The organism is Salinivibrio proteolyticus (assembly GCF_027286365.1).
GTDB lineage: Bacteria > Pseudomonadota > Gammaproteobacteria > Enterobacterales > Vibrionaceae > Salinivibrio > Salinivibrio proteolyticus.
The window spans coordinates 1,676,069-1,690,250 of the sequence record NZ_CP114584.1; the positions used below are offsets into that span (position 1 = coordinate 1,676,069).

14 protein-coding genes are annotated in these 14,182 nt (G+C 52.1%); 5 read left to right on the forward strand and 9 right to left on the reverse strand.

Translation table 11 applies throughout. The annotated features are described in order from the left end of the window. Positions 1–2 precede the first annotated feature (2 nt). Positions 3–1,370, forward strand: a complete 1,368-nt coding sequence (locus N7E60_RS07945; protein ID WP_269597070.1) for an ATP-binding protein — start codon at positions 3–5, stop codon at positions 1,368–1,370. Positions 1,371–1,513: 143 nt separating this feature from the next. On the opposite strand, the gene pgsA is transcribed toward N7E60_RS07945, so the two are convergent. From pgsA to N7E60_RS07965, 4 genes are all read right to left on the reverse strand, one after another. Beyond that, a complete protein-coding gene (pgsA, locus tag N7E60_RS07950; RefSeq protein WP_269597071.1) occupies positions 1,514–2,074 on the reverse strand; it encodes a CDP-diacylglycerol--glycerol-3-phosphate 3-phosphatidyltransferase in 561 nt (186 codons plus the stop codon). A gap of 49 nt (positions 2,075–2,123) precedes the next feature. After that, a complete protein-coding gene (gene uvrC, locus N7E60_RS07955) occupies positions 2,124–3,890 on the reverse strand; it encodes an excinuclease ABC subunit UvrC (protein WP_408642345.1) in 1,767 nt (588 codons plus the stop codon). A 65-nt stretch (positions 3,891–3,955) separates the two neighbouring features. After that, complete coding sequence (gene uvrY, locus N7E60_RS07960) at positions 3,956–4,600, reverse strand: UvrY/SirA/GacA family response regulator transcription factor (RefSeq protein ID WP_069591014.1); 645 nt, start codon at positions 4,598–4,600, stop codon at positions 3,956–3,958. Between the two features lie 305 nt (positions 4,601–4,905). After that, positions 4,906–6,354, reverse strand: coding sequence for an NAD-dependent succinate-semialdehyde dehydrogenase (locus tag N7E60_RS07965; protein ID WP_269597073.1), 1,449 nt, complete (start codon positions 6,352–6,354; stop codon positions 4,906–4,908). A 214-nt stretch (positions 6,355–6,568) separates the two neighbouring features. Between N7E60_RS07965 and N7E60_RS07970 the strand changes: the two genes are divergently transcribed. Continuing rightward, positions 6,569–7,705 (forward strand): M14 family metallopeptidase, encoded by a 1,137-nt coding sequence (locus N7E60_RS07970; RefSeq protein ID WP_269597075.1) that lies wholly within the window; start codon positions 6,569–6,571, stop codon positions 7,703–7,705. Between the two features lie 136 nt (positions 7,706–7,841). Then, the gene (gene trxC, locus N7E60_RS07975) at positions 7,842–8,273 is read left to right on the forward strand and encodes a thioredoxin TrxC (protein WP_069591020.1); all 432 of its coding nucleotides are present in this window, start codon (positions 7,842–7,844) and stop codon (positions 8,271–8,273) included. 34 nt (positions 8,274–8,307) lie between these two features. Here trxC and N7E60_RS07980 read toward each other — a convergent pair whose 3' ends face one another. Continuing rightward, positions 8,308–8,757 (reverse strand): Lrp/AsnC family transcriptional regulator, encoded by a 450-nt coding sequence (locus N7E60_RS07980; RefSeq protein WP_269598562.1) that lies wholly within the window; start codon positions 8,755–8,757, stop codon positions 8,308–8,310. 147 nt (positions 8,758–8,904) lie between these two features. Between N7E60_RS07980 and N7E60_RS07985 the strand changes: the two genes are divergently transcribed. Continuing rightward, complete coding sequence (locus tag N7E60_RS07985; protein ID WP_269597076.1) at positions 8,905–9,828, forward strand: DMT family transporter; 924 nt, start codon at positions 8,905–8,907, stop codon at positions 9,826–9,828. Positions 9,829–9,856: 28 nt separating this feature from the next. Here N7E60_RS07985 and htpX read toward each other — a convergent pair whose 3' ends face one another. Then, positions 9,857–10,735, reverse strand: a complete 879-nt coding sequence (htpX, locus tag N7E60_RS07990; RefSeq protein ID WP_077479714.1) for a protease HtpX — start codon at positions 10,733–10,735, stop codon at positions 9,857–9,859. Between the two features lie 483 nt (positions 10,736–11,218). Between htpX and N7E60_RS07995 the strand changes: the two genes are divergently transcribed. After that, positions 11,219–11,392, forward strand: a complete 174-nt coding sequence (locus tag N7E60_RS07995; RefSeq protein ID WP_167314491.1) for a hypothetical protein — start codon at positions 11,219–11,221, stop codon at positions 11,390–11,392. A gap of 105 nt (positions 11,393–11,497) precedes the next feature. Here N7E60_RS07995 and bioD read toward each other — a convergent pair whose 3' ends face one another. From bioD to N7E60_RS08010, 3 genes are read right to left on the reverse strand one after another with little or no spacing between them, the layout of a single operon-like run. After that, the gene (gene bioD, locus N7E60_RS08000; RefSeq protein ID WP_269597079.1) at positions 11,498–12,181 is read right to left on the reverse strand and encodes a dethiobiotin synthase; all 684 of its coding nucleotides are present in this window, start codon (positions 12,179–12,181) and stop codon (positions 11,498–11,500) included. Continuing rightward, a complete protein-coding gene (gene bioC, locus N7E60_RS08005; RefSeq protein ID WP_269597081.1) occupies positions 12,174–12,968 on the reverse strand; it encodes a malonyl-ACP O-methyltransferase BioC in 795 nt (264 codons plus the stop codon). The genes bioD and bioC overlap by 8 nt, the downstream gene beginning before the upstream one ends. Further along, positions 12,965–14,179: an aminotransferase class I/II-fold pyridoxal phosphate-dependent enzyme gene (locus tag N7E60_RS08010; RefSeq protein ID WP_269597082.1), complete on the reverse strand. Its 1,215-nt coding sequence runs from the start codon at positions 14,177–14,179 to the stop codon at positions 12,965–12,967. The genes bioC and N7E60_RS08010 overlap by 4 nt, the downstream gene beginning before the upstream one ends. Positions 14,180–14,182 lie beyond the last annotated feature (3 nt).

Sequence of the window (14,182 nt, forward strand, 5' to 3'; positions counted from 1 at the left end):
TCATGAAATTAGGCCAATTCGCTTTGTGTCGTTGCCGCACGCGGTTGCGAACCCGTGTGCTTGCTACCTCGATCGGTATTATTTTACTGTTTTCGATTGCCCTTGCGGCGTTGATAAATAAGCTGTACCAGCAAAACTCAATGGCGGCGTACTCGCGCGATTTGGTGTCGCAAATTCCGATGGTGATGGCGCAGCTCAGCCGCGATGGCTTAATCCGAGCCGACCAGCTCACCGCGTGGATCCAATCGCTTGATCCGTCGAGCTCGGATTATATGTCGGTACTCTGCACCCCAGAAAATCACACGTTATGGACATCGCGAGATGTCAAAGCCTTTGAGGTGGATGACATTTGTGCCCTCTTCCCCTCGCAAGCTACCACGCCACAGTATCTCTCGATTGCCGGGTTTAACGTGGTGGCCCAACGGCTATCTTCTGATAAGCAGCCAAGCGATAGCCCTAATCATTTGTATGTGCTGCGTAATGTGGGGCAAGAGAAGCAACAGCTCGCCAACTTGGAAACAGAGACATGGTTTTACATCAGTTTGCTGTTCTTTTCTGCTTCTGCGCTGGTTGTGGCGGCCTGCCATTGGAGTTTTTCGCCACTGCGCCGCTTGGCGAGAGAGCTGATTGCAATCACCGAATCGCGCCAACAAACCTTGGACAGTGATTACCCTGATGAGCTGCAAGATCTCACCCAAGCACTCAACCAGATGATCACGCAGCGGGAAAAGCAAAAAGTGCGTTATCGTCACGCTATGGACGACTTGGCACATAGCCTTAAAACACGCTTAGCGGCCACCAACGCCCTACTCGATGATAATAGCCTGAGTCGCGAGCAATTGAACAAGCGTATTTTGGAGCAAGTCAGCCAAATGGATGACATGGTTCAGTACCAGCTTAAACGGGCTTTGGTGGGGCAACGCGGCCTAAAGCGTGATGACAGCTCGCTAACCATTCCTGTCGATAGTCTGACGGGCATGTTAGATAAAGCCTATCGAGATAAACCAGTGACAGTGATCCGTGGTTTTGCTGACGATGCCACCCTCCCGCTTCATCGCAGCGATCTTATGGAGCTGTTGGGGAATTTACTCGAGAACGCGTACCGCTTTTGTCTGGAGCAGGTGCTGATCCGATTGGAAGATAAAGGGGATGCGTGGCAGCTTTCTATTGAGGATGACGGCCCCGGCGTGCCGGAGTGCTATCGCGAGAGTATTTTTCAGCGCGGCGTGCGTGCCGATCAGCTAAATCCGGGCACGGGGATTGGCTTGGCGGTGTGCGATGAAATTATTGCCAGCTATGATGGCACTATTCAAGTCGCCCAATCCTCATTACAAGGCGCCGCGTTTGTTCTCACCCTGCCTAAACGCTAGCTAACACAGTGTTTGATGCCAACAAAAAACGCAGCCGTTTGGGCTGCGTTTTTCATTAAGCTGCATTTTACTGGGCTGCGGGTATGTCGGACTCGGCGAGGCTGCGCATCTCCCACTCGCTAAGGCCGAGACACCAACGCAGGCTAATCGCTGTCTGGGTCTGCTAACAAATCGTCCTTGGCAGCCATCATATATTGGTACATCGACCAATAGGTTAAGCCAGTTGCGGCATAGAGCGCGACATAACCCAGCCATTCAATCCAAGGCGCGGCATGCCAAAGCAGCATCGTCAGAGCAAACATTTGTGAAGCCGTTTTAAATTTCCCCACCCAAGAGACAGCAACGCTGGCGCGTTTACCAATTTCGGCCATCCACTCGCGCAGAGCCGAAATTATCACTTCTCGCGCAATCATGGTCGCAGCGGGAATCGTGACCCAAATGGAGTAGTAATGCTCGACAATCAGCACCATGGCAATTGCCACCATCACCTTATCGGCAACAGGATCGAGAAAGGCGCCAAACCGGGTCGATTGTTTTAAACGGCGAGCTAAATACCCATCCAACCAATCAGTAACACCGGCAATCACGAAAACGAGTGCCGCGGCAAACGAAGCCCATTCGTAGGGCAAATAATAGGCGATGACAAAGACCGGAATTAGCGCAAGGCGCAAAAAGGTCAAAATGGTGGGTATATTAAGGCGCATGCTCAGCTTTTTATTGTTGGATTGACTACGTTATGTTGCCCCATTGCCTCTAACCTTGCAATGAGGAATGAATTTTCTCTGCCAGTGTTCGGCTGATCCCGGGGACTTTGGCGATTTCTTCGACACTGGCGTTGCGCAACTCTTGGATCCCACCAAGATATTTCAGCAAAGCTTGGCGACGTTTCGGGCCAATACCTTCGATTTGGGTCAGCACACTTTGTTTGCGCGCTTTTCCACGTGCGGCACGGTGTCCAGCAATAGCGTGATCATGGCTTTCATCGCGGATGTGTTGAATCAGGTGCAACGCTGGTGAGTCGGCTGGCAACGAGAATTGCTCGCCAGAGACTTTGATCAGTGTCTCTAGGCCCGGTTTACGGCTGGTCCCTTTGGCAACACCCAAAATAAGCGGATGAATGGGCCAATCGGCGATCAGGGGTTTCAGTACCTCCCACGCGCGATTGAGCTGCCCTTTACCCCCATCAATCACGATAATATCGGGGATTTTTTCTGGCTCGAGCTGTTTGCTGTAACGACGGGTCAGCACTTGGGCCATTGCGGCGTAATCGTCACCGCCGGTGATCCCTTCAATGTTGTAACGGCGATACTCTTTTTTTAGCGGGCCATCTTGGTTAAAAACCACGCACGACGCCACGGTTTTTTCGCCCATGGTGTGGCTGATATCAAAACATTCCATGCGCTTGACGGGGTTTAACCCTAGCGTTTCTTGCAGCACCTTGTAGCGGTGCTGGATGGTCATGCGATGGTTTATCTTGCTGGTTAACGCCGTACGCGCATTGGTGTTAGCTAGCTTTAAGAAGCGTGCCCGCGCGCCGCGTGGTTTGCTTTGCAGTTGCACTCGCCGCCCGGCGATTTCACTCAAGGTATCTGACAGCCAGGTAAGATCGTCGCCGATGTCATCAGAAATCAAAATGTGGCTAGGAATGGTGCGCCCTTCTGCTTGGGCCAAATAAAACTGGCTGACAAAGCTAGACACCACTTCGGCAGGTTCTGTCTCCGCCGGCATTTTGGGGAAATAGCTGCGGCTACCTAACACCTTACCTTGGCGTAAAAACAGCACATGAATACAGGCCACACCGTTCTCAAGCCCAAACCCGATCACATCCAGATCTTCGTCGCTATCTTGCGAGACAAACTGCTGCTCTTGCACGCGACGCAAGGCTTGGATTTGATCGCGGTATTCGGCGGCTTTTTCGAATTGAAGCTGCTGACTGGCGGTTTCCATTTTTTCCACCAGCGAATCGATCACTTGGCGATTTTTACCCTGCAAGAATAACCGCGCAAAATTCACCTGCTCGGCGTACTCCTCATCACTGACCAATCCGGGTACACAAGGCCCCGCGCACCGACCAATTTGGTACATCAAACAGGGACGACTGCGGTTGGCGTAAACGGAGTCCTCACATTGGCGAACGGGGAATATTTTCTGCAACAGGTGCAGGCTTTGTCTTACTGCGCTCGCATCCGGAAACGGGCCGAAGTATTCGCCCTTTTTCTTTTTCGCACCGCGATGAACCGCCAAGCGAGGGTGGGTATGGCCGCTTAGATAAATGTAGGGGTAGGATTTATCATCGCGTAGCAACACGTTGTATTTAGGCAGGTGTTGCTTGATGAGGTTGTGTTCAAGGATCAGCGCTTCGGTTTCCGTGTGAGTGACGGTGACTTCCACATTGGCGATGTTACGTACCAAGGCTTTGGTTTTTTCGCTAGAAACTTGCACACGAAAGTAGCTGGCAAGACGCTTGCTCAGATCTTTCGCCTTACCCACATAAATGATCTCACCCGAGGCGTCCATCATGCGATAAACGCCCGGTTGGTGAGGCACCGTTTTTAAAAAGCTTTTTGAATCAAATGTGTCTGGCACTACAGAGTCTCGGTATCTAACATCCCGTGACGAATGGCGAGGTGAGTCAACTCCACATCCCCGTTAATGCCTAGCTTGCTAAACAAGCGATAGCGGTAACTATTAACGGTTTTGGGGCTTAAACTGAGCTGCTCGGAAATGTCCGTGACTTTTTGCCCTTTGGTGATCATCAGCATGATCTGCAATTCACGCTCAGACAGCTCCTTGAAAGGGTTGTCAGAAGAAGCGGAGAACTGACTAAGCGCCATTTGCTGGGCAATATCCGGGGAAATGTACCGTTGGCCGCTATTGACCATGCGAATCGCATTCACCACTTCGTCTGCGCCCGCCCCTTTGGTGAGATAGCCCGCGGCACCCGCTTGCATCACCTTAGTTGGGAATGGGTTCTCAGTGTGAATCGTGAGTACGATGATCTTGGCATCCGGCGAGTAGCGAAGCAACTTACGTGTGGCTTCCAAACCCCCGATGCCCGGCATGTTCATGTCCATCAGGACAATATCGGCGTGATTTTGCCGACACCACTTGAGTGCGGCTTCACCGCTGTCGGCTTCCCCTACCACTTTAATTCCACGGACGTCTTCTAATAGACGTCGAATCCCTGTGCGAACCAGCTCGTGATCATCTACAAGGAAAACAGTGATCAATCTTGTATCTCCACTTGGTTTGGTTCGCCAACTTGTTGCTTCACCGCAACGGTTGGACGTGTCTTAACGCATATTACTTGAGTTTTACCACGGATGAAAAGGCAACAACAGGGGCGATGTGCCGAATCGCAAATTTTCATACACCAAGCTGTCAAAAAACAGTCAACCCGTCTAAATTATGGCCAACGCGGTGATATTTGCACCAAGTTGCTAGCCATAAACAGAGTAACGTCATGTTGACATGTCAGCATTTTTGAACACATTGCCCTCCTGTCCGTGATCGCGAGAGAGCTTAACCCCTTAGGCTATAGCGCCAAACACAGATACTTCATTTCGAGGTATTCATCCAAGCCCCATTGTGACCCTTCTCGGCCTAAGCCTGATTGTTTCACCCCACCAAAGGGCGCCACCGCGGTTGAAATAAGGCCAGTATTAATCCCCACCATGCCGTACTCTAAGGCTTCTGCGACACGATGCACGCGGCTAATGTCTCGCGCATAAAAGTACGACGCCAGACCAAACTCGGTATCGTTCGCCATTGCGATAGCTTCTGCTTCATCATTAAAGGCAAACAAGGGCGCAACCGGACCAAAGGTTTCTTCTTTAGCAATCCGCATCGCCGGTGTCGCGTGTTTGATGACCGCAGGCTGAGTAAAGTTTTCCCCTAGCTCTGGGCAATCGCCGCCAAGCAGGATCTCGCCGCCGTGTTGCTTGGCATCGTCCAAATGTGCTTTCACTTTGTCGATCGCACCACGATTAATCAGCGGGCCAATGTCCACCTTATCATCGGTGCCAAGACCGACACGTAATTGACTAACCGCTTGTGTGAATTTTTCTGCGAAGGTGTCATAGATACTCGATTGCACATAGATTCGGTTCACACAAACGCATGTTTGTCCCGCATTGCGATATTTAGCCGCAATGGCACCTTCAACCGCTGCATCAATATCCGCATCATCAAAAACAATAAACGGCGCATTGCCCCCCAACTCCAGCGACAGCTTTTTAATGCTTGGCGCGCATTTTTCCATCAGTTGTGCGCCAATTTCCGTCGAGCCAGTGAATGAGAGCTTGCGTACCCGATCATCGCTGCAAAGCGTATCGGCAATCGGCCCAGCTGTGCCGGTGACGATGCTTAGTACCCCGGCAGGCACACCAGCGCGCAGTGCCAGCTCTCCAAGCGCCAACGCCGACAACGGTGTGTCACTGGCCGGCTTCACCACCATAGTACAACCTGCCGCCAGTGCTGCCGCGGCTTTGCGGGTGATCATCGCGGCTGGAAAATTCCAAGGCGTAATCGCTGCCGTTACGCCAATCGGCTGCTTGATCACAGAGATGCGTTTGTCGGCCTGCTCAGCAGGAATGGTCGCGCCATACACCCGCTTCGCTTCTTCAGCAAACCACTGTAAAAATGACGCCGCGTATTGGATCTCTCCCGCGGCTTCTTTCAGCGGTTTGCCTTGCTCAGCGGTCATGATCGCCGCTAAGTCGTCTTTGTGTTCAAGCATCAGCTCGTACCAGCGGTACAATACATCGGCACGGGCTTTCGCCGTTAGCGCTCGCCACTCGGGCAAGGCCGCATCGGCGGCATCAATCGCTTGTCGTGTTTCCTCGGCGCCCATATTGGGTACGTTTGCCAAACACGCGCCATTGGCAGGATTGGTCACCGGGCGTGTTTTTTGGTTATGGGCATCTTTCCATTGACCGTTAATCAGTGCTTGTGTCTTAAGCAGCGTCATGTCCTGCAATTGCATAATGGCTCCTTTTTTGTTCAAAGGCGTCGCGCGTTCACCCAAATCATACTGGCACCTTGCCAGCTCACGAATAGCACGGCAAGATATTCGCTGAGATCAACGACTATAAGCCAGCAACTGCACAATGTCTGCCCAAGTAGACAGCAAATAATCACAACGGCTTATAGATACCGGCGCAAACACAGCTGGCCCTTCAACAGAAAAAGGATGCTCTATGCGTATTTTTAGCCAGTTCGATAGCGGGAATATCCGCGTTCTGAATGACGACAACATCAACAATATCCAGCTTGCCATTCACCAAGACAATCAATCTGAGTTTTATCAGTGGTTCCACTTTCGCCTTGAAGCTGAGGTCAATCAGGCCCATACGCTCCATATTCAGCAGCTTGCAGGCTCGGCCTACCCTGAAGGCTGGAAAGACTACCAAGCGGTTGCCTCATACGACCGTGATACCTGGTTCCGTGTCCCTACTGAATTCGACGGCGATACCTTGACCATTAAGGTGACGCCGCAACACGGCTCGATGTACTTTGCGTATTTCGCACCGTATAGCTATGAGCGCCACTTGGATTTGATTCATCAAGCGCAAACCTACCCACAGTGCCAATTAGAAACGCTTGGCCAAACCCTAGATGGTCGCGATATTAGCCTCTTGAAAATTCGCGCTGATTTAGGGGAATCCGCCCAACCGAAAACACCCATTTGGCTGATTGCCCGCCAGCACCCCGGCGAGACCATGGCGGAATGGTTTATGGAAGGTTTACTCGACCGATTGCTTGACGACACGGACACTACCGCCCGTGCACTGTTGGAAAAAGCGGACTTTTACATCGTGCCCAACATGAATCCCGACGGCAGCGTACGCGGCCACTTGCGCACCAATGCCGTCGGCGCCAACTTAAACCGCGAATGGGAAACGCCAAGCCTTGAGCGTAGCCCTGAGGTGTATCATGTTCGTGCCCGTATGGAACAAACTGGGGTGAAAATGTGCCTCGATATTCACGGTGATGAGGCAATTCCGTATAACTTTGTTGCCGGTTGCGAGGGGATCCCATCTTACGATGAACGTATGGCTGACCTCGAAAACCGCTTCAAACGTGCGCTGCTTACCGTAACGCCGGAGTTTCAAGATGAGCATGGCTATGAAAAAGATGCGCCCGGTAAAGCCAATTTAACCGTAGGATCAAACTGGATTGGCGAGCGCTTTAAGTGTTTGTCGTACACGGTTGAAATGCCGTTTAAAGATCACAACGACCAACCGGATCCAGATTTTGGCTGGTCACCGGCGCGCAGCCAAGCCTTTGGTCGCGATATGCTCAGTGCCATCCTCGCGGTGGTGGATACACTGTAACGCACCCAATGTGCGCGAGACGCAAAAGCCGATGCCGCGTCATCGGCTTTTTCTATGTCTGTCATAGATTATTTCTGTTTTCGCTCCTCGGTAAAGGCTCGTAAACTAGCCACAAATCATTCGACGAGGAACAATAATGACAACCCTAACCTCACGTTGCCCTCACTGCCAAGCAATGAACCGTATTCCGAGCGAACGCGTGAATGACGCGCCCAAGTGTGGCAAATGTCAATCAGCGCTATTAGAAGGAAAGCCCATTGAAGGCACGAGCGATAACTTTGCTGCCTTACTTAACAGCGACAAGCCCGTGGTGGTAGATTTTTGGGCCCCTTGGTGTGGACCATGCCAAAGTTTTGCGCCTGCTTTTGAGGCCGTCGCCGAGCAGGAAGAGGGGCGTGCGCTGTTTGTGAAAATTGACACTGAAGCGCAGCAGGCGCTGGCAGCACAATATCGCATTCGCAGCATTCCGACGCTAATGGTGTTTAAAAACGGCGAGCGCGTTGACATGATGAACGGCGCCCTGCCTCAAAATGCCTTTAGTGACTGGCTAAGCCAGCACCTTAGCTAATCGCTAACCATCCTTTCATGATGATCTCGCGGCGCTACACTTTTAGCGCCGCGCCTTGTTTGACCGCGCGGATCGCCACATTGGTATTGATGTCTTTAACCATCGCCAAGGTCTGTAACTGGCGCATAAAGGCTTCATAGTGCGGTAAATCGCGTGTCACCACTTCCAGTAAATAATCATAAGTGCCAGAAATGACGTGGCCGTTGATCACTTCATCCATGTCTACCAGCGCCTTTTCAAAGGTGACAATCGCCTCTTCTCGGTGATTGCTCAAACTCACGTTAACGAAAAAGGTCATGTTTAGCCCAATCCGTTGGCGATTTAACGTGACCTGATAGGACGCTATCACTCCATCGGCTTCCAGCTTTTTGATTCGTCTTGCACACGGTGAAAACGACAGCCCAACCGCATCAGCGATTTCCGCGGTGGTACGCCGCGCATCGTCTTGCAACAGCGCCAAAATGGCTTTGTCTTTACTGTCCAAATCGCTTCCTTGGTGATTTTCAACAACAAAAGAATAGTTAAAGATGATAAACGCTAACATGATGGCAAATCACTCTTTAATTTGCCACCAATCCCTCCTTTGACGCTGCCACACTAACTCTATTGTTGAACAAGGAAGTGACCCACCATGCCTGCCACCTCTCAACGTGTATTAGGCCTCGCCGCTATGCTTGTCACCGTCACCATTTGGGCGAGCCTGTTTATCTCATTGCGTCAGGCCAGCCAATCGGTGTTAACCAGTGGCGATATTGCCCTGCTTCGCTTTTTGCCTGCCGCCATCCTGTTTGGTTGGCTGAGCCGTCATCGGATCCGTCATATTATCTCTGTGCCCAAACGTTATCTGTTTGCGATTGCCTTTGGCGCAGGCTTACCGTTTTATCTGCTCGCTGCCACAGGTATGCAGTTTGCCCCGGTCGCCGATGGCGCCTCGTTAATTCCTGGGATCTTGCCGCTGTTTGTCTCTGCAATTGCTTGGGGCGTTTACGGTGAATCGCTCTCAGTGGGACGGCGATTAGGCATTGGGCTTATCGTGATCGGCATAGGTGCGTTTTTATGGCATTCGCTGTTCTTCTCACCATGGAGCGTCACGCAAGGCCATTTGATTTTGCTTGCAGCCAGTATCAGCTGGGCATGGTTTACCATTGGCGTGCGTGTGACAGGATTGAATGCCGCAGAAGCCGGCGCGGTATTAGCGATTTCGGCCGTCTTGTTGCTGCCGGTAGGTGCGATGAGCGGACTTGTCTCCTTTAACCTGCTCCAAGCCCCTCTTGACGAGTTTGGCTACCATGTACTGGCGCAAGGTTTAGGCGTGGGGATCATTGCTAATTACAGCTATGCATTTGCGATTCGCCGCTTAGGGGCAGAAATGAGTGCCGCAATAGGTGCATTCACGCCTGTGGTGGCTGCGCTGATCGCCATTCCGGTGTTCTCAGAAACCGTCAGTCTGCTCACCGTGGTGGCGATGGCGTTGATTGTATTCGGGGCGGTGCTCGCCAGTGAGGGGATAAAGTGGCGACGCACACAAACAAAAAGCGGCCCGCAGGCCGCTTAATCTGTGATTCGACGTAAACGCTATCCGGTTAGAGATAGTCGCCACGACGCAAGGCATCGATACGTTTTTCTAGCGGTGGGTGAGTCATAAACAACTCACTCAGCGTTTTCTTACCGTTAATACCAAATGCCATCATTGAGCCTTCCAGTTTCGGCTCGTGGCTGACTTTTAAACGCTCCAGTGCTGCAATCATTTTCTGTTTGCCCACCAGCTGCGCTGAGCCTGCATCGGCGCGGAATTCGCGATGACGGCTAAACCACATGGTGAGAATGCTAGCCAAAATACCAAACACGATTTCTAGCACTGACGACACCAAGAAGTACATCATCCAGTTGCCGCCGCCTTCGCCTTCTTCGTCGTTGTTCATGCCACTGACCGCGCCAGCGATGACACGAGAGATAAAGATCACGAAGGTGTTCACTACCCCTTGCATCAAGGTCATGGTGACCATGTCGCCGTTGGCAATGTGACTGACTTCATGCGCCAGTACCGCTTCCGCTTCATCACGGGTCATGTTTTGTAGTAAACCCGTTGATACAGCGACCACGGAGTCGTCACGTTTTGCGCCGGTGGCAAACGCGTTGATATCGGGCGAGTTATAGATCGCCACCGTTGGCATGCCAATGCCAGCACGCTGAGCCTGTTGACTGACCGTGTTCATCAACCAGTGCTCGGTTTCATTACGTGGATGCTCAATCACTTGCGCCCCTACAGAGCGAAGTGCCATGGATTTTGACATCAGCAACGAGATAATTGAGCCGCCAAAACCGAATACAGCCGCCAGTACCAGCAACCCAGACAAGCTGCCCGGCTGCATGCCTGTGACCGCGTAGATGATGTTCAGCACAATGCTGAATACGATCAGTACCGCGAGGTTGGTAGCAAGAAATAATCCTATGCGTTTCATCGTGTGTCTCCGTCGCTTAAACCCAGTGTTTAGCGCTTACTTGTTGTAATGGTAAAAATAGTATGGGCATTCAAGATAAAAACAATCCTTTGATGCAATTTGTTACGAATAAAATGATTGAATCCGTCCATCGATACAGACAGCCGCATCACTCCGCTGACCAGTTAGTGTGGCACGTTATTCCCATCTGATATAGATAAAATGTGAGCTAGGCCGATTGATAAAATTTCACAACTAATTCAGTAATTTAAAAACAAACCTAACACATAGAGCCAGCATTTTAGACAAATCCAAGCTACTATAGACTTTAGTCGAGTTGTAATTGCGTTAAGAGGGCGCTAATTTGGCTGCAGCTGTTTAAAACTAGATAACATTTTCTCACTCATTGTTCACATCGCGATGAAGCGTCAATGAGATGAGACAAAGTGTGAAGCCCTGATCAAGAGCCGCGTTAAAACAACGCGTTATCAATGGAGTGAAACCATGGCAGAAAAAGAAAACTACCGTGTCGCTATCGACATCTTATGCTGTCATCTCGGCATGAGCTTCGACGAAGCCTGCTCAGAACTTGGGTTAGCATCGGATGACGCCAGTGCAGCGCGACAAATTGCAGAAGTCCAGCAAGGTCTAATGGGATTACTGGACGATCAAAAGTAAGCGGTCATTGTCAGTCATTCCTGTTACAAGCCCGCCTCTACATTAGCAAAAAGCCAGTTTTCACTGGCTTTTTTTGTGTCCGGCATGACTCAATGCGCCCACCGTTTAAGGCGCTAAAAGCGCACGGATATCCAGCGTTGACGCCCGTTGTGCTGGCGAGGCATCGGCAGCAAACGGCAAGTGCCCCAGACAAGGCGCATCTAAATGCGCATCAAGATAGCGCACCATTTCGTCACTGTGCTGCGCCTTGGGATCCACGGCGTTTGCCACCCATCCAGCTAACGTAAGCCCGCGTGCACGTATGGCCTCTGCGGTGAGTAAAGCGTGGTTTAAACAGCCAAGCTTTATTCCCACCACCATGATCACTGGCAGTTGATGGGCAACCACCCAATCGGCAAGCGTTTCAGTCTCACTCAGTGGCACTTGCCAGCCTCCAGCCCCTTCTACCAATACCGGACTGGCCTGCTGTTTTAAATGCGCGAGCCCATCGCTCAACATCTGGGTATCGATAGGCTTGTTGGCTAAAACGGCCGCCCAGTGCGGCGAACATGGCGTTTCCAACAACACTGGGTTTATTGCGGCATACGGCAATGCGATCGTACTGGCATGCTGTAAAGTGACAGCGTCACTATTGAGTTGGTAGTCAGGCGCTAAATCGGCACCAGCGGCAACAGGCTTGTAGCCCACCGCTTGATAGCCCTTTGCGATAAAAGCGTGCAACAGTGCCGCCGTGGTATAGGTTTTCCCCACTTCGGTGTCGGTGCCGGTAATAAAGTAACTGTCATGCATGGTGGTGAATCACTATGTAGCCAATTTGATAGGTCGCCGGTAAGGTGCCGGCGGCAAGTGCAAAACGCTGATACGCCTTTTCTACCGCGCTAAACTGCGCTCTTGTCGCCAGACCTTGCTGCCCCGCCCCTTGCGGGCGATAGGTGGCTCCAATGCCTTTTAAGCTTTTCATCACCGTATGGGCATTGGCAAAAGTCAGCTGTTCGCTTTCTTGCAACACGGTCGCGTTCATCAGCCCGGCGCGTTGGGTCGCCTGTTGTAACTCTGAGAAGGAGATAAAGCGGTTCACTCGTGACGTACCGCATGCTTGTTGCCATGCGCTGTCGAGTTCACACAAGGATCCGTTGAGCAATGTCGAAACAAGGATTTGCCCGCCGGGTTTGACGACCCGACGCAGCTCCGCCAATGGCACATGCAAATCGTCGCACCATTGCAGCGCTAACGAACTAAACGCCAGATCGACACTGTTGTCAGCCAGCGGTATATGCTCCGCATCTGCTTGTACGCCTAGCATGGCATCACCGCAGCGCGCTTTTGCCGTTGCAAGCATAGGAGCGCTGAGATCCAGTCCAATCACTGTTTTAGCGTGAGTCATCCACTGCTGGGTGAAATAGCCGGTGCCACAACCGACATCTAAGACGGTATTGAGATGGATAGCTTTTTGCTCTGACTCAGCCAATGCCATTAACCGATGGCCGACACGGCGCTGCAGCGTCGCACTGTCGTCATAGTGGGGCGCGGCTCGGCCAAACGCTCGAGCAATCGCTTGTTTATCGGCGACGGTCATGCTGTCACCCCACACGCTTTGTCGCTCGCTAATACCGGCTTAAGCGCCTCAATCAGTGCGGTAATATCTGTTTTATGATGCTGCGCGGACAGGCTGATCCGCAGACGTGCGGTGTTAGCAGGCACAGTCGGTGGCCGAATCGCTCCCCCCCGAATATGGGCTTTCATCAAAGCGTGATTCACCTGCTGTAACGCGGCCAAATCGCCGATAATCAGCGGCTTGATCGGGCTAGGCGTCGCAAGTAGTCGCGGTAAATGCTGCCGATTATCAGCGTGCGGTTCGAAAGCAGTAGACGTCTCCAACCACTCATGGAGCCCTTGCGTTAACTGTTCGGCATGAGCGCTGAGTGTTTCTCGCCGCCAGTGCTCTGTTCGTGCCAGCCTAATCGCATCCTCAATGAGTGCCGCTTGCGCGGGTGGCATAGCCGTCGAGTACACATAATGGCGCGCGAACTGGCGTAAATAGTCAATGATGGTGGGAGAAGCCAACACTGCCGCCCCAGCAACGCCCAGGGCTTTTCCAAACGTCACGATTAAAATATCCGGCCGTGCGCCACGACTGATACTGCCCTCGCCTTCTTGCCCTAACACGCCAAGCCCATGCGCATCATCCAGAGCCCAGAGCGCGCCCGATTGATTGGCAATCGCGGCAAGACTCTCGGTTGGCGACACATCACCATCCATGCTAAATACCCCTTCCGAGACAATCAGCGATGCGGAAGGCTGGATTTGCTTTGCGAGCAGTTGGCGAAGGTGTGCCATGTCGTTATGACGAAAACGCCGCTGCGTGGCAGGGCTCAATACGCCAGCCTCAATCAAGGAGGCATGGTTGAGCTTGTCTTGAAACAAGGCATCGTCTTTACCCAACAGCGTAAACAACAACGCCTGATTGGCAGCAAAACCACTGTTAAACAGTATCGCTTGCGGGTAACCCAGCCAGTCACACAGCTGTTCACAAAGGGATTGATGCGCTGCGGTAAAACCAGATACTACCGGCGACGCCGTTGCACCCACGCCCCAGCGTTCAAGGTGCTGCTGCGCCTTTTTGACCAGCCGCGGGTCTTGCGCGAGGCCTAAATAATCATTACCCGCAAAGTTGCGCCATGACTCGGCGACGGCATTGTCTCCACTTTGCCGCCATAGGCCTTGTTGCTGACGTGCGGCCAGCTCATCCTGATAACGGCGGGTCAGCGCTGATGTTGTGTCAGTCATGGT